Below are 18939 nucleotides of genomic sequence, written 5' to 3'. Positions count from 1 at the left end.
CTCCTAACTAAGAAAGCTTTCCTATTCTTCATATAAAAAGCCGATTTCATACTACAGAAATCGGCCTACGTTTTAGCAGGAAAATTATTGCGAATCGTTTCAAGCGCATGCTCTTTCACAATTTGTTTTCCATACTCACTTACACGATGAATTGTTAAAGTTGATTCTTCTCCATATTCTAAAATAATACTTAAAATACGATCAATTTCTTCTTCATCATGTAGCACTTCATCGAATTCCACATATACATAATAGCGGTTCTCAAATGAATACAGCTCATCTTTTATATCTTCAAAGATAAGACGATGACTTAATGAAATGACATCTTCAAAATCATTAAATTTAATTAAAAAGCCAAACGTACCATCTTCATTAAAGGTTGTTCCTGTTTGTTCTTCTACCTCTTCGACTAACTCTTGCTGGAATAATGATTCGATGCCTTCATCTAGAGGAATATCTATAATTTTGTCTACCCCTATCGGTAGTTCCAGCTTTTGCCCGTCCTTTGAAAGCTCTGCTTTCGTGACAAGTACTTCAATCCCTTTATCGACTGCTTGCACTTGAATCCATAACGGTCCATCAATAAAGAAATCGTCATGATCACGAGCTTCGTCCATCATCTCCCAAAAGAGCTCTTCACTTCGTTCGCGATCATACCAAATTTCTTCACGATTAAATCCTCTATCCTCTATATCAATGTACGTAATAAAAAATTTCATCGTATGATCATTAATTCTTTCAATATCCAAAATACAACTCTCCCTTCCTGCTTAGAATTGTTATGAAGGGATTCCCCACTCATATGACAAATCAATAGATTCTTGTACTCTCATTTTATGATAAGATTCTCCAGAATGGAAATAAAATCGATTTATTTTACAAAAATAGTTATATGCCTATCTTTACTCGATCAACTACATAAATATATTATTATAGCGATTTCTTACTTACAAAAAATTTGGACATACATTTCCACATTCCCCCGTACACTGTAATAAAGTGAAACTTCTATTGGAAGAGATTACTTAACAACAACTTTCTTCATCACATACATATAGTTCGCTTATTAAAACATCATAAATGGAGGCAGACGAATGGACTTAGAGTTTTTAACATCAGTACTAATGATTGTCGGTATCGATGTTGTATTAGGTGGTGACAATGCAATCGTCATCGCACTAGCTAGCCGAAACTTACCTGAATCGAAACGAAATAAAGCCATTTTGATCGGTACTCTTTTAGCAATCGTACTAAGAATTGTCCTTACTATACTAGCTGTCTATTTACTGGACATTCCATTTCTGCAACTTATCGGGGGCGTTTTACTTACATTAATCGCAGTAAATTTATTAACTGATAATAGCAACGATCTTTCTTCTATTCAAGGAAAAACAACTTTATTTCAAGCGGTGCGTACAATTGTATTCGCGGACCTTGTTATGGGGTTTGATAATGTTATTGCCATTGCAGGTGCAGCTCACGGGAGATTTTTACTCGTCATAATCGGCTTACTCATTTCTATCCCGATTATTATTTGGGGTAGCAAACTTATTTTAATACTTATGGAACGATTTCCATTCCTCATTTATTGTGGTGCAGCGATTCTTTCCTATACTGCAGGAAAAATGGTTACACATGAAGACAGACTTGCAATCTTTTTTCATAACAACCCAAGTTTCACTGCAAGCATTCCTTATTTGTTCATTTTCACTATTTTATGCATCGGCTTTATCGTACAACAAGTTCGATTACGCAATGTGAAACATTAAAAAAAACCTTCTACTATATAATAGGTAGAAGGTTTTCATATTATTATAATTAATTTACAAGACGTTGTGCTTCACGTAATTGGAACGTTCTTACTGTACGTGGTAAGAAACGGCGAATTTCGTCTTCGTTGTAACCAACTTGAAGGCGTTTCTCGTCAATCATAATTGGACGACGTAAAATCCCTGGATAGTCACGAATCATCTTATATAAATCTTGAAGTGGTAAAGACTCTAAGTTTACATTCAATTCTTGGAAAACTTTCGAACGAGTAGAAATAATCTCATCCGTTCCGCTTTCTGTCATACGTAAAATCTCTTTAATTTCCTCAATCGTTAATGGATCTGAGAAAATATTACGTTCTGTATAAGGAATATGATTTTCCTCTAGCCATAATTTCGCCTTTCTACAAGACGTACAGCTTGGAGAACTATATAATGTTACCATACAAAGCTCACTCTCCTTAAAGAGTACAAATTCTGTACTAAATACAGTTTTAATTTCTAACTTCAGCAATTTTTCGCGATAACTTGTCTTATTAAAAAGTACAAAAATCGCATTTCATGTAAGCAACAACTTATAATAAACAACAATTACTTTTAATAAGTAACTTCTATAATCATTATACAATAGATTTTGCAAGAAATATACAGTAAATTTCCTGCTAGTTGAGAAAACTCTTCCGTGTATTCCACTGCTATGTAACATGATTACGCTCACTTCAGCTGTACTTGAACAATAACTTTCAACCCTTTTACTACTCACTTCCCATAGATTTTTCATATAATATATAGTTATTTATCTATAATCTTTCCTATGAAAAAGAGAACGTTTTCTTACTTTTTCGTGATAAATCAATTAAGAAATGTAAGACTATACAAATGAGAACGAAAAGGAACGTTTGTTCTCATTTTAACAAACATTCCCCCTCCTGTCTACAAGATTTCTAAAGTAAACCGAAAATTTTTCTGACATTTCTTTCTTTTTTATTTTTTATCTCATACAATAAACATACAGACAGGCAAAGGGGGAGTTTGCAAATGATTGCTTTTTTTATTGATTTTATTACGGTTGCTGCCCTCATCATCGGAATAACAGCATTGATTGGTGTCATTACAAATAGCATTGGTGAAAAGCTCTTTGGTGGAAAAGAAAAAATGAAGTTTGTTAACAAAAGTTTGCATGTACAATCCGGCTGGAACGAAGTTGGCGGAAAAGGCATTTATAAGAAACGAACGTATTAAAAAAAGCAGGTGGTTAGCCTGCTTTTTTTATTTTCCTACGGACGCCCACTTAAAGCTTAAATCTCCGCCATATTTATGGTTGTACATATCTTTAATTGTTTCTCTTTGTAAGTATGCTCTACCACGTTGATATACTGGAACGATTGCAGCGTCATCAAGTAACATTTTTTCTGCTTCTAATAAGTTTTTCCAACGAGCATTTACATCGCTTCCATCTTTTTTCGCCTTCATAATGATTTCATCGTATTTTGGATTAGAGTACTTCATCTTATTTTGTGACCCATCTGTTACAAACATATCAAGATATGTAATTGGATCTGGGAAGTCCGCACTCCATCCAGAGAATGACATGACATAATCGCCCGCATCTTCTAATTTTAGTTTTTGTGCGAATGGTTGTTGTTTAATCTTTACTGTTAAACCTGGTAAATTCTTTTCTAATTCACCTTTTAAATATTCACCAGTTTTCTTTGATAACTCTACATCTTCATTTAATAATTCTAATTCGATTTCATTTTTACCAAGTTCTTTTTTACCAGCTTCCCAATATTTTTTCGCTTCTTTCGCGTTTGGTTTTACAATATCCCCGTTTACAGCACGGAAATCTTTTTTATCTGGTCCTTTAATGAAGTTATCAGGAATTAATCCTGTCGCTGGCTTAGAACCGTTATTTAATAATGTATCCACGAATGGCTTACGGTCAAAAGCAAGTGAAATTGCTTTACGAATATTTTTATTTGCTAAAGCTGGATCTTTTTGATTTAAACGAAGGAAGAACACAGATGTATCTTCTACTGTTTGGAAATCTGGTTTTCCTTTATATTTATCAATAAACTCCGCTAATAACGACGCTCGATCAATTGCATTTGTTTCATATAAGTTAATTGGCGTAGATGTATCTTTTACAATATTAAAGTTTACTTCCTCAATCTTCACTTCTTTATTGTCCCAATATGACGCGCTCTTTGTCATTTTAAAGCTACGTTCATGTTGCCAATCACTTAATGTAAATGGTCCGTTATAAAGCGTTGTATTCGCTTCCAAACCAAACTTCGTACCTTGCTCTTTCACAAACTTTTCATTCACAGGATAGAAGATTGGATATACCATTAAATCTACAAGGTATGGAATGGTATTATCTAATTCCACTTCTAATGTATAATCATCAATCGCCTTTACCCCTAATTGATCCGGACTCATCTCTTTTTTATTAATTTTCTCTGCATTTTTTATATCATACATAATGTACGCTGATTTCGCAGCTGTATCTGGGTTAATCGCTCTTTGCCATGCGTATACGAAATCTTTTGCCGTCACAGGCTCACCATTTGACCATTTTGCGTCTTCACGTAATTTAAATGTATATTTTTTACCATCTTCTGATTTTTTGAATTCCTTCGCTACACCAGGAACTAGCTTATCATCTTTTCCTAAACTGTATAAGCCTTCCATCGTATTAGTCATTACTCTTGAAGAAACTGCATCAGCTGATAATGCTGGATCCATCGTTGGTATTTCTTGCGTTTCAATTAAGTTAATAACTTGCTTTGCGCCGCTTTTCCCGCTATCCCCTTTTGCGTTCGCTTGCGGTTCATCTTTTTGATAGCTACATGCCCCTAACATCATGCTCATCGCTACTGTTGATGCTACAAAAACTGGTATCTTTTTTTTCATACTTCCACCCTCCAAAAAAATGTTAACCCTTTCATTTTCAAACAGAAAGAAATATATATATGTTCTAATAATTCATATTATACACACAAATATATTTTTTGTATATTTATATTTCTATTTTATTAAAATTTTCCGTTTTAAAATATATCTTTGTAAACGTTTTATATTACCGATAATCCTTACTAAAGTACTGAAAATAATTATTTTTATATTTTTCTAAATTATCAGAGAAAAACAAATTTTATATTTTATAATACTTTATGCATAATTATCCCACCCTTTTTAACATAAAATAGCAGACCCTTCATATTAAAAATATGTAGGCTAAAATGAGTGCAAAGGTTAAGAAAGTATGTTACGATACATTTTGCTAAAAATAGATATCGGTAAAGAGGGGACGGACATGACAGCAATTCAGGCAAAAAATGGACCGACAGAGAAATTAAGTTTATTCTTATTAACATGGCCTATTTTTCTAGAAGTTTTTCTTTTTATGTTAATGGGGATCGCTGATACTTTCATGTTAAGTGCATTATCAGACGATGCTGTATCTGGGGTTGGTGCAGCGAATCAATATCTTCATATTGCGATTTTGGTATTAGAAGTCATCGGGAACGGCGCTGCTATCGTTGTATCTCAATACCTCGGTTCCAAACGCTTTATGGAAGCATCTAAAATATCAGCATTAGCCGTCACATTAAATTTAATAGTTGGGCTCGTTATAAGTGCTGGTTTTCTTTTATTTTCGAAACATATGATGCTCGCAATGAACTTACAAGGCGATGTACTAACGTATGCGCAAAACTACTTATCTATCGTCGGAGGAGCCATCTTCCTACAAGCTATTATTAACTCATTAGCGGCAATTATCCGTGTACACGGTTTTACAAAGCAAGCGATGTTTATTTCACTCGGAATGAATATGATTCATATCGCTGGAAACTACGTACTCATTTTCGGGAAATTTGATTTCCCTGAGCTCGGTGTACAAGGGGCTGCAATTTCTTCTGCTATCAGTCGATTGATCGCACTTATTGTTTTCTTCTGGTTACTATACCGCGTTATGGAATATCGTGTAAAATTACAATATTACTTCACTTTATCCAAAGAATACATTGGGAAAATTTTAAAAATTGGCATTCCATCTGCATTTGAACAAGTGATGTATCAAGCTTGTCAAATCGTCTTCCTTTATTACGCAACGTACTTAGGAACGGAATCATTAGCTGCTAGACAATACGCTACTAACATTTCCATGTTCACTTATTTATTTGCAATTGCAATTGGTATGGGAACAGCCATTATTATCGGCCGCCTCGTTGGTGGTGGCGAAAAGGATGAAGCATACGAACGCTTGTGGAAAAGTGTAAAATGGGCAATTGGTGTAACTTTATGTATGGTCGCTCTCGTTATTACATTCCGTACACAATTAATGGGACTGTTTACAGATAATCCGCACATTATCGGGTTAGGCGCAAGTGTTCTTTTACTAAGTGTACTACTTGAAACGGGACGCACGATGAACATCGTCATCATTAATTCGCTTCGTGCAGCTGGTGATGCAAAATATCCTGTTTTAATCGGTGCATTTTCTATGGTGTTAATGAGTTTACCACTAGGTTACTTTTTCGCCTTTCATTTAGATATGGGGCTCGTTGGTATTTGGCTAGCGATCGCCATCGACGAATGGACACGTGCCATAATTATGTTCTTCCGCTGGAAAAGTAGAGCGTGGGAACGTTATGCACTTGTTAAACCCGAGGAGCAAGAAGAGAATATTTCTGTTCAAGTTCAGTAATTTTGCATATGGATATCACTAATGGTACATGAGATTTATCCTAGCGATTCTTTAAATATATCAACTGACCGACAAATGTATAAAATTCTTTTATATAGTAGAAAAAGAGCCATCCTTCCATAACAGAAGAATGGCTCTTTTTCTTATTGATAAATCTCTTTATATTTCTTATACTCTGCTTCAGAACATAGTACGAAATGTCCTGGGCGAATTTCACGCATTGTTGGCACTTCGCTACCGTAATCATGCTGCGATGGATCATATACGATACGTTTACGATTGCGCTCATAATCTGGATCTGGAAGTGGAATCGCTGATAATAGTGATTTCGTATATGGATGAATTGGATTCGCATATAATTCATCACTTGTTGTTAACTCAACGATTTGGCCACGATACATTACACCAATACGGTCACTAATGTATTTTACCATTGATAAATCATGGGCGATGAATAAGTATGTTAAACCTTTTTCTTTTTGTAGCTTTTTCAGTAAGTTTACAACTTGCGCCTGAATCGATACGTCCAGTGCTGAGATCGGCTCATCGGCAATGATAAATTCTGGGTCTACAGCAAGCGCTCGAGCAATACCGATACGCTGACGTTGTCCACCTGAGAATTCGTGTGGGAAACGGTTTGCGTGCTCTTTATTTAAACCAACTGTGTTTAATAGTTCATGAACACGGTCCATGCGCTCTTTTTTACTTTTCGCTAATCCGTGAATATCAATACCTTCTGCGATAATATCCCCTACTGTCATACGAGGATTTAATGATGCGTATGGATCTTGGAAAATCATTTGCATTTTACGGTTGAATTTCTTCAGTTCTGCGCGTGATTTCTTACCATGTACATTTTCACCATCGAACAATACTTCACCAGCAGTTGCATCATATAAACGAATAATTGTTCTTCCAGTTGTCGATTTACCACAACCCGATTCTCCTACAAGACCAAATGTTTCTCCGCGGTAAATATCAAATGAAATATCATTAACCGCTTTGACAACACCACCACTCACGTCGAAGTGCTGCTTTACATTTTTTACTTCAATTAATTTCTCACGTTGTTTAGTCATGTTGTTCACCTGCTTTCATTTGAAGAATGCGTCTTTCAACGACTGCCGGCGGTTTTACTTCTGGAGCTTGCTCGTGAAGTAACCAAGTTGCCGCATAGTGTGTATCACTTACTTTAAATAAAGGTGGGTCCATTTCAAAGTCAATTTTCAGTGCCTGTGGGTTACGTGGTGCAAAAGCATCTCCCTTCGGCGGCTTCAATAAATCTGGAGGCGTTCCAGGGATTGCATATAACTCTTCTTCTGAACCATCTAAACTTGGCATAGATGCGATTAAACCCCAAGTATATGGATGTTTCGGATTGTAGAAAATTTCATCTACAGTTCCAATTTCAACAACTTTACCAGCGTACATAACTGCCACTCGGTCCGCAACGTTTGCTACTACACCTAAGTCATGCGTAATAAAAATGATTGCTGCTTCTGTTTTTTGCTGAATGTCTTTCATAAGTTCTAAAATTTGCGCCTGAATCGTAACGTCTAGCGCTGTTGTCGGCTCATCGGCAATTAATAATTTCGGGTTACAAGCTAACGCCATCGCAATAACTACACGCTGTCTCATACCACCTGAGAATTGGTGAGGATATTGTTTTAAACGAGCTTCTGGATTTGGAATACCTACAAGGTCAATTAATTCTAAAGCAACTTTACGTGCATCTGCTTTACTCATCCCTTGGTGTTTAATTAGACCTTCCATAATTTGATTTCCAATTGTCATCGTTGGATTTAATGATGTCATTGGATCTTGGAAAATCATCGCAATATCTTTACCGCGTACTTGCTGCATTTCTTTTTCTGTTAATTTTGTTAAGTCACGACCTTCAAATACGATTTCACCATTTTTAATGCGTCCAGGAGGATTCGGAATTAATCCCATTAACGCTTTAGAAGTAACTGATTTCCCTGAACCAGATTCTCCTACAATCGCCAATGTTTCTCCTTTTTTCAAATCAAAAGTAACGCCGCGTACAGCTTGTACTTCACCTGCATGTGTATCAAAGGAGACTTGTAAATCTTTTACCTCTAACAATGTTTTCATCTTTGCCTCTCCCCTCTTTTACTTACGCATTTTTGGATCTAACGCGTCGCGTAATCCGTCTGCCATTAAGTTAAATGCTAAAATTAATATACTGATGACAACCGCAGGGATGAACATCATATGCGGATACGTTTGAATAGATTTATAACCATCATTTACAAGAGAACCTAGTGACGCAAATGGTGGCTGAATCCCTAAACCGATGAAACTTAAGAACGCTTCACCAAACACCGCTGATGGAATTGTAAACATTGTCATTACGATAATAGGTCCCATTACGTTTGGAATTAAATGTTTCACAATTAATTGTGTATTTGTTGCACCTAATGTACGAGATGCTAATACATATTCTTGGTTTTTTAACTTTAAGATTTGTCCACGAACAATTCGCGACATCCCTATCCAACCTGTAATCGCCATCGCGAGTGTAATTGACCAAATACCAGATCCCATAATGATTACCATTAAAATAACGATGATTAAGTATGGAATACCGTTAATAATCTCCATAATACGTTGCATAATATTATCTACTCTACCGCCGTAGAATGCTGAAATACCTCCGTATGCAACCCCAATTACTAAGTCAATTGCTGCCGCTAAAAGAGCGATATATAATGATACGCGTGTACCTTCCCATGTTCTTGTCCATAAGTCACGGCCAAGATCATCTGTACCAAACCAGAAGTACTCTTTAATATCACGTTTTTCATACTGGTCAACACCATATTGATCTGTACCGTCAAATGGTAACCAATGAACATTTTCAATAACTGGAATTTTTGGTGGTAATTTCGCACGACCTAAATCTTGCTCTTTATACGAATGTTTACTTACCATCGGTCCAAAAATCGCTAATAGCGCAATGATAACTAATAATACAAGTCCAAGCATCGCACCTTTATGTTGGAATAAACGTCTTCTTACATCTTGCCAAAACGTTAAGCTTGGACGGGCAATGACTTCATTATCAACATTATTTTGATTGGCTTGTTGAAATAAATCTGGAGATAATTTTTGTACATCTTTCATCATTTTTTCCCTCCCGCTAAACGAATACGAGGATCAATAATTCCGTATAAAATATCGACAATGAAAATAACTAAAATGAAAATCGCACTATAGAAAATCGTAGTTCCCATAATAACTGTATAGTCATTTAAAGTAATCGATTTAACGAATTGTTCCCCAAGTCCTGGTACAGCATAAATTTGCTCGATAACAAGTGTTCCTGTAATTAATGCCGCAACCATTGGTCCTAAAATTGTTACAACTGGAATTAACGCGTTACGAAGTGCATGTTTAACAATAATAACGCCTTGGCTAATTCCTTTCGCTTTCGCTGTTAAAATGTAATCGGCTTGCATAACTTCAATTAACTCTGCACGAGAGAAACGTGCGATTGTTGCGATAACTCCCATCGATAATGCAATTGTAGGCATTACAGTAAACTCTGGCCCTTTCCAGAATGCTACTGGGAACCAGCCAAGTTTTACCCCTACGAAATATTGCAGTAATGCGGCAAATACGAATGATGGTACCGACATTCCGAGTACCGAAATAACTGTTGCACTATAATCTACCCACGTATTATTACGAAGTGCGGCAACAATACCCAAAATTAAACCGATAAACGTTCCTAATATAATCGCTTGTAAACCTAATTGGGCTGATGGTCCAATACGATCCACAATCATGTCTGTTACTGGGCGGTTATCATATTGGAATGATACCCCTAAATCACCTTTTGCTAAGTTACCTAAGTAACGTGCGTATTGAACTGGTACCGGATCATTCAATCCGTATTTTTCAAGAATGATTTCTTTTTGTGCCGGTGATAGCTTCTCCTGGTTTTTAAGCGGAGAACCCGGAAGTAATTTCATCAAAAAGAAAGTCAGTGTAGTAATTAAAAATAATGTCAAAGCCATGTACACGAAACGTTTTAATACATAACGTCCCATAGTCAAGCACCTCCCCGTTTTTCTCAAAAGCAATAAGATAGTTTAAAATATTCTTACTTTTATTTTTTTAAAATAAGAGCATATGCCCATCATAAGCATATACCCTTGTAAACGATGGAAAAAAAAGATTATTTTTGTTCAATAGATGCCCATTTGTAAGTTAATTTACCACCATAGTTAATTGGGATAATATCTTTTACGGCACCTTTTACTACATACGCTGAACCTTTTTGGAAGATTGGAGTGATAACTGCATCCTCTTTAATTAACATCTTCTCTACTTCTAGAAGGTTGTCCCAGCGAGCTTGTAAATCTTTTGTATCTGTTTTAGCTTTTAGGATTAACTCATCATATCTCTGATTAGAATACCCTGTTTTATTTTGAGAACCATTCGTAACAAACATATCTAAATATGAGATTGGATCTGGGAAATCTGGTCCCCAAATACCAAACGCAATATCATATTGCTGAGAATCTTCTAATTTATTTTTTTGTGCGAATGGTTGCTGTTTAATTTTAATTGATAAACCTGGTAAGTTCTTTTCCATCTCACCTTTTAAGAATTCCCCAACTTTTTTAGCATCTTCATTATCAAAGTTTAAGAATTCTAGTTCGATTTTATCAGTTCCAAGCTCTTTCTTCGCTGTTTCCCAAAGCTTTTTCGCTTCTTTTGGATTTGTTTCAACTAGCTTTCCATTTTCAGCTCGGAAATCCTTTTTATTCGGACCTTCAGCGAAATCTTTTCCAACAAAGCCGTAAGCTCCAATTGCACCGTTATTTAAAATAACTTTTGCAATGTTATCACGGTCAAAGGACATTGAAATTGCTTTTCTTAAGTTTTTATTACTTAAGTACTGATTACTTTGATTAAATCTTAAGTAAGCAACCCCTGCTTCTTTTCTTGTTTGGAACTCTGGGCTTTTTCTAAACTTATCAACAAATTCAGACGTTAAAGCCGCTCGATCAATCGCGTTTGTCTCATATAAATTTACATCAGTTGCTGTATTTTTTACAATATTAAAGTTGATTTCTTCGATTTTAACCGTTTTATTATCCCAATATGAAGGATTCTTCTTGAATTGGAAACTTTGTTCATGTTTCCAATCACTCATAACGAATGGACCGTTATATAATGTTGTATTTGCCTCTAAACCAAATTTATCACCTTGTACTTTTACAAAGTTTTCATTTAGTGGGTAAAATACTGGATAAACTGTTAAATCGATAAAGTAAGGAACGGGATTGTCTAATTCTACTTCTAATGTATAATCATCAATAGCTTTTACACCTAATTGGTCAGCAGGTAATTCTTTTTTATGAATTTTCTCTGCATTTTTAATATCGAACATAATGTACGAATACGTTGCTTTTGTATCTGGATTTACTGCTCTTTTCCATGAATACACAAAGTCTTTAGCTGTTACAGGTTCCCCATTCGACCATTTCGCATCTCTTCTTAATTTAAATATGTATTTCTTCCCATCATCTAGCTTTTCGACATCTTCTGCAACTCCAGGCATTCTCTTTTGATCTTTGCCAATACGATATAAACCTTCCATCGTATTATTTAATGCTGTAGAAGATGAAGAATCAGATGCTAATGATGCATCCATTGACGGAATTTCAGATAACTCTGTTAAATTAAGAATCTGTTTTCCGTTACTACTACTCGTAGCGTTCTCTTTCCCTTTTGCTTTTGCGTCATCTTTTTGGTAGCTACACGCGCTAAGCAACATACTTGCAGTTAAAGTTGATGCAAGTAATAACGGTATCTTTTTCTTCATGTTGTGTTGCCTCCCCTAATTGCACTTCCTGTACCCTCACTTGTTAAAAAGTAGAATTGAAAGAATAATCTCCAAGTTTCTACAATTTTCATTATACATATAATATAACAATTGTGAATATAGTTTTTTGTTTTTTTGTTAAAATTTTTAATAAAATATTTATATTTTTAATTTTCCGTAAAGGGATACATTAACATTGCTACCATCATCTTAAAATCAGACCTTTAATTGCGTATAATTTTCAAAAAATTAATCCTAGTACTTATTATAGCTTTTATAGTATAATAATTCTAGTAATATTTTGACGGAGGGGAATATTTTGAATAAAGTTTTTTTTCATACTTGTATACTAATTTTTATAGCGATGATTGCTTCTAGTATTGGTGCATTCCTCATTTCATCTCAATTTTTGTTGAACTTTGTCAACATTTTGTTTTATATTGCACTGTTTTTTATTCTTATCGGCGGTTTTTTATACATATTTCAAAATGGTTTTTTCAATGTAACCATTTACGCATTCCAAAGAGTATTTGGTACGAACAAAAAGATTGACTCTTTAATTGAAGAAGTCGAGGAACCTACAGATAAGAAAGAACGTATTTATAAAACATATTCATTCAAATGGACATATCCAATTTGTATTACAGGTATCTTCCTTGGGTTGTTCTCGACCCTCATTAGCTTTACTATTTTGATGTAGTTTGCAAACACTATCCCATATGATATAATAATCAGCAAAACATTTTGTTATAAAACTTTAGTTCTTTCATATTAAAAGAGCTCAAGTAACAATAAATAAATTTATATGTATGCGATGATAAAGAAGAGTACATATTGAGGCAATTTCAGAGAGCTTGTGGTTGGTGTGAACAAGTAATTGTACAGTATGGAATGGGCTTTTGAGCACCAAACCGAACCGAAAGTAGTAGGCTTTGGCGTTATATCCTAACGTTATTATGGATTAGAGAGATTTCACAGTAGTGAAATAATTAGGGTGGTACCGCGGTCCATTCGTCCCTATAGTTTTTGGGATGAATGGGCTTTTTTGTTTGCCTTCTCTTCCCCCCATCACGCATTCAATTTTAGGAGGAATTACTTATGTCAGTTATCTTTTCTGGTATTCAGCCAAGCGGAACGATTACACTTGGAAACTATTTAGGGGCTATGAAGCAATTTACAGAGCTTCAAAACGAACACGATTGCTATTTCTGTATTGTAAACCAACATGCCATTACAGTACCTCAAGATCCCGTCGGGCTTCGTAAAAACATCCGCAGTCTTGCTGCACTTTATGTGGCATGCGGCATCGATCCTGAAAAAGCTACTTTATTTGTACAGTCAGAAGTACCAGCACACGCTCAACTAGGATGGATTATGCAATCTGTTGCTTACGTTGGAGAATTAGAGCGTATGACGCAATATAAAGATAAAGCTTCTGGTAGAGATTCAGTTCCAGCTGGATTACTTACGTATCCACCATTAATGGCTGCTGATATTTTACTTTACAACACTGAAATCGTGCCGGTTGGTGATGACCAAAAACAACATATCGAATTAACACGTGACTTAGCAGAGCGTTTCAACAAACGTTACCGCGAAATCTTCACAATGCCTGAAATTCGTATTCCAAAAGTAGGAGCTCGCGTTATGTCATTAACAGAACCTACGAAAAAAATGAGTAAATCTGATCCAAATCCAAAATCAATGATCAGTATGCTTGATGAGCCAAAAACAATTGAAAAGAAAATTAAGAGTGCTGTAACTGACTCTGAAGGTATCGTGAAATTTGATAAGGAAAACAAACCTGGTATCTCTAATTTATTAACAATCTACTCTTCATTCTCCGGAAAAACAGTTGAAGAAATTGAAGCAATGTACGAAGGAAAAGGATACGGCGACTTCAAAGGCGACCTAGCGCAAGTAGTCGTAGAAGCAATTCGTCCAATCCAAGACAAATATAACGAACTAATCAATTCACCAGAACTAGACGAAATTCTAGACAAAGGTGCAGAAAAAGCAAACCGCGTTGCATTCAAACAACTACGCAAAGTAGAAAACGCAATGGGACTAAGCAGAAAACGTAGGTAACATATAAAGCGGAGGCAGCTCGTTCAGCTCTGACTGGCTAAGGTTCTTTCGCATAGAAGACGCTTTTTGTCTTCTTATGCGGAAGGTTCTTAGACACGAAGAGCTTGCTGCCAGAGCTGGATTTCATATAAAGCGGAAGCGGCTCGCTTAGAATGTGAGGGGGATGGAGCTCCTGACGTAGAGGCGCTTTTTGCCTCGCAGGAAGGCGCGAAGCCACCGAACATTCTTGCCGCTGGAGCTGGATTACAACAAATTAAAAAAACCGCCAATCGGCGGTTTTTTAATTTACCTTTTGCTCATTTTCCATTTCCCATAACTTTTCAAAAAATGGCTGTCCTTTTACAAGACGCTCACATAATTGTTCATGTTTCTCAGACCAGCCAGCTTTCGCTTCATCATACAGTCTAGCCCAAATATCCTCGAACTCCATATGTTGAACCGTTCCATATGCTGATGGATCCCACTCTGTGTACCAATAGCGAATCTCTGCTGTATTTTTCGTTGTATGTAATTGATCTAACGCCATAAATAATAATTGTTTTAGCTGTCTTTCTTTACGAGTCAAGCCATTCATAATGAAAGGCGATGGTGATAAAATGTGATGTTCTTTTTCTGTTTCTTCTACTTGGAACTCATACTTTTCTGCTTTTACGTTTTCTACCATCTCATATACCATCTGCTCTTGGCGTGGTATAAGTCTGCTTTTACGAATTGGTACATTGTAACCAATTGTGTCAATCGCAATAATTCCTTTTCCATCTGTAACAACAAAGCAATACTCTTGCTGCAAACGTTCATGATTTTTACGAATATAAGCCTTATGATGTACGTCTTCCAGCATTTTTTGCGGAAGCTCTAACAATTCGTTCTCGATGTAATGATATAATGTGGCATCTACTTTTAATAATGGCACTTGATCTAATAGCTCAATCGTATCATCTTTCCGCCATTCGTAAAAATGACAAACGTTATACCCATTTTCTTCACCTTCAAACCAATTTACCCATACATCATGTAGATATAACATTCACTACCCCTCACTTCACTACTGTTTGTACCAATCATTATGTTCATTTTTGCTTAACTTTATTCCACTTGAGGAAATATATTCTAATTATTATTTTTTCTTCTATTAATAATAAAAAAACAGGAAATAGAACTCCTGTTTTTTATATATGAAATGCACTTGCTTTATTCAATATTTCTTTTGCATCTATAGATAATAAAGAAAGTGTATCTTCTCCTTCCAAAGTTACACAATCTTTGACAATATGAAATCCAAGCGCATAGCCAAGCATCTTCGGATAAGAGTGAAAGCCATTTAATACGATGTCATGTTCCCTTGTTCCTCGTTTTATACTTATTCTTTCATGTACAACATTTTTCCAATAATAAATAGCTTCTTCTTTTGAAAGATACGCCGTCCACGGTGCATTGTTTTTTTCTGTATACCTTTCTGTTACTGCCTGCTCAGCTAGCCCTTCCATAATCATCGTATCAAGTAATGTATATTCTGTTTCTTTCATCTCAATTTGATGTAACCTGCATATGTGATGATATTCATGCGCCAATAACACTTTTAATTCTTCTACCGAATTCCGCCCACATACGAATAAGAAAATAACATGACGCATAGATAATCCAGCCCTACCGTTATACTCTTCTTGTACAGTTCGATTATAGGAATCTGATAATAAAATAAAGACAGGGACATCTGGACCTTTTAACCAATTTTTCAGTTTATCATACTCCAGGCTCAATTCTTTCCAAATTTCCTTTTCCTCTAATTCTTTAATTTCCTTTTCTCCACGCATGATTGGGCGATACATCCCTTTTGAAATTAAAAAGCGATACAATCTTTCTTTTGGCAACGGAATATACTTCGTAAATTTCTCACAAAGTTTTTCTGGCCGCCCATAATATAAATGTAGCCATTCAGCTGTTTCAACAATCCCCATCTTTATCCCCCCTTTTTTCTTATGTATATGCTACAGAAGAAAAAGACGTAAAAATAAATAAGGAGTTTTTTCGCAATATATTACGAAAAAACTCCTTATTTCATCTATTATTTATACGATTTAAATACTAACACTGCGTTATGACCACCGAATCCTAATGAGTTACTTAATACTGCATTTACTTCTTGGTGTCTCGCTTGATTCGGTACATAATCTAAGTCACATTCTGGATCTGGTGTCTCATAGTTAATTGTTGGAGGAATTACTCCGTCTGTAATTGATTTAATAGAGAAAATCGCTTCAACAGCACCAGCTGCTCCTAATAAGTGACCTGTCATTGATTTCGTTGAGCTAATCGCTACTTTATACGCGTGCTCACCGAAAGTTTCTTTAATTGCCATCGTTTCATATTTTTCATTCGCATCCGTACTTGTACCATGCGCATTAATGTAATCAATATCTTCTGGCTGTAGGCCTGCATCAGCTAAAGCTTGACGCATTGCACGCACTCCGCCTTCACCACCAGGAGCAGGCATTGTAATATGGAACGCATCTCCAGTTGCACCATAACCAGCAATTTCCGCGTAAATGTGAGCACCGCGCGCTAATGCGTGCTCTAATTCTTCAAGAATTAGAATACCTGAACCTTCACCCATTACGAAACCGCTACGGTTTTTATCAAATGGACGGCAAGCCGTTGCTGGATCTTCATTAAATGTTAATGCTTTCGCTGAGCTAAATCCTGCGAATGCCATACTTGTTAGCGGCGCTTCTGCTCCGCCTGTAATCATTGCATCAGCATCACCACGCTGAATTGCTTTAAATGCATCACCAATTGAGTTTGCACCAGATGCACAAGCCGTTACAGAACAAGTGTTAATTCCTTTTGCTCCTGTTGCGATTGATACTTGACCTGCTGCCATATCTGGAATCATCATCGGCACGAAGAATGGGCTCACGCGGCGTGGGCCTTTCTCAGTAAAAATCTTAAATTGTTCTTCGTATGTTTCCATACCGCCAATACCAGATCCAATCCATACACCAATTCGAGGTCCGTTTTCTTCTGTAATTTCAAGCTTTGCGTCTGCAACTGCCATTTTCGCTGCTGCCACTGCATATTGTGTAAAGCGATCCATACGGCGCGCTTCTTTTTTATCAATATATTTCTCGACTTCAAAGTCGTTAATTTCCGCTGCTACTTTTGCTGGAAGTAGTTCTGGATCAATTCTTGTAAGTCGCCCGATTCCAGATACACCCTTTTTAATGTTTTCCCATGCTGTTTCAACATCTGTTCCGACCGGTGTAACAGCCCCTAGTCCTGTAATTACGACCCTCTTTTTTTCCATACAAAATACACTCCTTTTTTCTCTCAGTCCTTATTTACCCCAACGAAGAGCAACTGCTCCCCATGTTAATCCGCCACCAAAACCAACAAGTATAATTAAATCACCGTCTTGAATACGTCCGTTTTGCAATTCCTCTACCATTGCAATCGGAATTGAAGAAGCTGATGTATTACCGAACTTCTCAATTGTCATACTCATTTTTTCTTGTGGTAAATTTAACCTCTCTCTTGCAGATTCCATAATACGAATGTTTGCTTGATGCGGTACTAAGAAATCCACATCTTCTTTCGTAAGACCAGCTTTATCTAAAACGCGAAGACAAGAATCACCAAGTTGACGAACGGCAAATTTAAACACTTCTCTGCCATTCATCATAACATACTCGTCTTGATAAAGATGCTTGCCGCCACTTCCGTCTGCTCCTAATTCAAAAGATAGAACACCTTTACCTTCTGAAACAGCTCCCATTACGATAGCACCGGCTCCGTCTCCAAATAATACTGCTGTATTTCGATCGTTCCAGTCTACAATTTTAGATAGTTTATCACTACCAACTACTAATACATTTTTATAAGTTCCCGTTTGAATAAATTGCTGCGCTGTAATCATTCCGTACATAAAACCAGCACATGCTGCACCTACATCCATTGCAGCTGCCTGTTTCGCTCCAATCGCTTCTTGAATTACACAAGCAACTGCTGGAAAAGCACGATCTGGTGTTACTGTTGCTACTAAAATAAGGTCGATATCCTCTCCGTTAATTCCTGCATCTTCAAGTGCTTTTTTAGAAGCCTCTACGGCCATATATGAAGTATCTATTGTATCATCGGCAATGCGTCTTTCTGCAATTCCCGTTCTCGTACGAATCCATTCATCGGATGTTTCCATTATTTTCTCTAAATCGTGATTTGTGACTACTTTTTCTGGCACATATCTTCCGATCCCTAAAATGCCCACGTTCACATCGCAGCCCTCCGTTTTATATCAATTATTATGACTTGGTACTAATTTTAAAACATAAATGTATTTTTGTCTAGAATATATTTCGCATAAAACAGAAAGCTAACGCATTATTCACGTTATTTTTCATTAAAAGAAACAGAAACATACCTCTCAAATATAAAAAGACTCAAACCGCTTCTATTCACGGTTCGGGCCTCTCTTCCATCTTAAAAAGATGCTTTTTATTCTTTATCTGCTTTCC

17 protein-coding genes and 1 other annotated feature are annotated in these 18939 nt (G+C 36.2%); of the genes, 5 read left to right on the top strand and 12 right to left on the bottom strand.

What is annotated here, in order from left to right; translation table 11 throughout:
* Nucleotides 1-65: 65 nt before the first annotated feature.
* Complete coding sequence (gene mecA / locus BAQ53_RS05790) at nt 66-749, bottom strand: adaptor protein MecA (RefSeq protein ID WP_000350719.1); 684 nt, start codon at nt 747-749, stop codon at nt 66-68.
* Nucleotides 750-1094: 345 nt separating this feature from the next.
* Between mecA and BAQ53_RS05785 the strand changes: the two genes are divergently transcribed.
* Complete coding sequence (locus BAQ53_RS05785) at nt 1095-1769, top strand: TerC family protein (RefSeq protein WP_208906596.1); 675 nt, start codon at nt 1095-1097, stop codon at nt 1767-1769.
* 49 nt (nt 1770-1818) lie between these two features.
* Here BAQ53_RS05785 and spx read toward each other — a convergent pair whose 3' ends face one another.
* Nucleotides 1819-2214 carry a transcriptional regulator Spx gene (gene spx, locus BAQ53_RS05780; RefSeq protein WP_000258267.1) on the bottom strand — a complete coding sequence of 132 codons (396 nt, stop codon included), beginning with the start codon at nt 2212-2214 and terminating at the stop codon, nt 1819-1821.
* A 593-nt stretch (nt 2215-2807) separates the two neighbouring features.
* Here spx and BAQ53_RS05775 point away from each other — a divergent pair.
* Entirely contained in the window at nt 2808-3011 is a 204-nt protein-coding gene (locus BAQ53_RS05775) for a hypothetical protein (RefSeq protein ID WP_208906595.1), read from the top strand.
* Between the two features lie 27 nt (nt 3012-3038).
* On the opposite strand, the gene BAQ53_RS05770 is transcribed toward BAQ53_RS05775, so the two are convergent.
* Nucleotides 3039-4685, bottom strand: coding sequence for a peptide ABC transporter substrate-binding protein (locus tag BAQ53_RS05770; RefSeq protein ID WP_000727245.1), 1647 nt, complete (start codon nt 4683-4685; stop codon nt 3039-3041).
* A gap of 352 nt (nt 4686-5037) precedes the next feature.
* Between BAQ53_RS05770 and BAQ53_RS05765 the strand changes: the two genes are divergently transcribed.
* On the top strand, nt 5038-6483 hold the full coding sequence (locus tag BAQ53_RS05765) for an MATE family efflux transporter (protein ID WP_208906594.1): 1446 nt from the start codon (nt 5038-5040) through the stop codon (nt 6481-6483).
* Between the two features lie 143 nt (nt 6484-6626).
* Here BAQ53_RS05765 and BAQ53_RS05760 read toward each other — a convergent pair whose 3' ends face one another.
* The 5 genes from BAQ53_RS05760 to BAQ53_RS05740 all read right to left on the bottom strand — a co-directional run bounded on the left by BAQ53_RS05760 (nt 6627) and on the right by BAQ53_RS05740 (nt 12343).
* Nucleotides 6627-7562 (bottom strand): ABC transporter ATP-binding protein, encoded by a 936-nt coding sequence (locus tag BAQ53_RS05760; protein ID WP_000166347.1) that lies wholly within the window; start codon nt 7560-7562, stop codon nt 6627-6629.
* Nucleotides 7555-8598 carry an ABC transporter ATP-binding protein gene (locus BAQ53_RS05755; RefSeq protein WP_000854347.1) on the bottom strand — a complete coding sequence of 348 codons (1044 nt, stop codon included), beginning with the start codon at nt 8596-8598 and terminating at the stop codon, nt 7555-7557. The genes BAQ53_RS05760 and BAQ53_RS05755 overlap by 8 nt, the downstream gene beginning before the upstream one ends.
* Nucleotides 8599-8616: 18 nt before the next feature.
* Entirely contained in the window at nt 8617-9633 is a 1017-nt protein-coding gene (opp3C, locus tag BAQ53_RS05750; protein ID WP_000974106.1) for an oligopeptide ABC transporter permease, read from the bottom strand.
* Nucleotides 9630-10559, bottom strand: coding sequence for an oligopeptide ABC transporter permease (gene opp3b / locus BAQ53_RS05745; RefSeq protein WP_000534167.1), 930 nt, complete (start codon nt 10557-10559; stop codon nt 9630-9632). Before opp3b ends, opp3C begins: the two co-directional genes overlap by 4 nt.
* 128 nt (nt 10560-10687) lie before the next feature.
* The gene (locus BAQ53_RS05740; RefSeq protein ID WP_000727222.1) at nt 10688-12343 is read right to left on the bottom strand and encodes a peptide ABC transporter substrate-binding protein; all 1656 of its coding nucleotides are present in this window, start codon (nt 12341-12343) and stop codon (nt 10688-10690) included.
* Between the two features lie 319 nt (nt 12344-12662).
* On the opposite strand from BAQ53_RS05740, the gene BAQ53_RS05735 reads away from it, so the two are divergent.
* Both BAQ53_RS05735 and trpS read left to right on the top strand, forming a co-directional pair.
* On the top strand, nt 12663-13043 hold the full coding sequence (locus BAQ53_RS05735) for a DUF3899 domain-containing protein (protein ID WP_001044997.1): 381 nt from the start codon (nt 12663-12665) through the stop codon (nt 13041-13043).
* Between the two features lie 105 nt (nt 13044-13148).
* Nucleotides 13149-13365: a binding site (T-box leader), on the top strand.
* Nucleotides 13366-13441: 76 nt separating this feature from the next.
* Nucleotides 13442-14431 carry a tryptophan--tRNA ligase gene (gene trpS / locus BAQ53_RS05730; protein WP_000110982.1) on the top strand — a complete coding sequence of 330 codons (990 nt, stop codon included), beginning with the start codon at nt 13442-13444 and terminating at the stop codon, nt 14429-14431.
* 280 nt (nt 14432-14711) lie between these two features.
* On the opposite strand, the gene BAQ53_RS05725 is transcribed toward trpS, so the two are convergent.
* The 4 genes from BAQ53_RS05725 to fabH form a co-directional block, all read right to left on the bottom strand.
* The gene (locus BAQ53_RS05725; RefSeq protein ID WP_000966124.1) at nt 14712-15458 is read right to left on the bottom strand and encodes a YjbA family protein; all 747 of its coding nucleotides are present in this window, start codon (nt 15456-15458) and stop codon (nt 14712-14714) included.
* A 142-nt stretch (nt 15459-15600) separates the two neighbouring features.
* Nucleotides 15601-16389, bottom strand: coding sequence for a DUF2268 domain-containing putative Zn-dependent protease (locus tag BAQ53_RS05720; protein WP_000513273.1), 789 nt, complete (start codon nt 16387-16389; stop codon nt 15601-15603).
* A gap of 107 nt (nt 16390-16496) precedes the next feature.
* Nucleotides 16497-17735 (bottom strand): beta-ketoacyl-ACP synthase II, encoded by a 1239-nt coding sequence (gene fabF, locus BAQ53_RS05715; RefSeq protein WP_208906593.1) that lies wholly within the window; start codon nt 17733-17735, stop codon nt 16497-16499.
* 30 nt (nt 17736-17765) lie between these two features.
* On the bottom strand, nt 17766-18698 hold the full coding sequence (gene fabH / locus BAQ53_RS05710; protein ID WP_001100544.1) for a beta-ketoacyl-ACP synthase III: 933 nt from the start codon (nt 18696-18698) through the stop codon (nt 17766-17768).
* Nucleotides 18699-18939: the final 241 nt, after the last annotated feature.

Source organism: Bacillus sp. B25(2016b) (genome assembly GCF_001679765.1).
Lineage (GTDB): Bacteria > Bacillota > Bacilli > Bacillales > Bacillaceae_G > Bacillus_A > Bacillus_A thuringiensis_K.
Note: the sequence above shows the minus strand (reverse complement) of the source record. Positions and strands in the feature narration are given on the sequence as shown.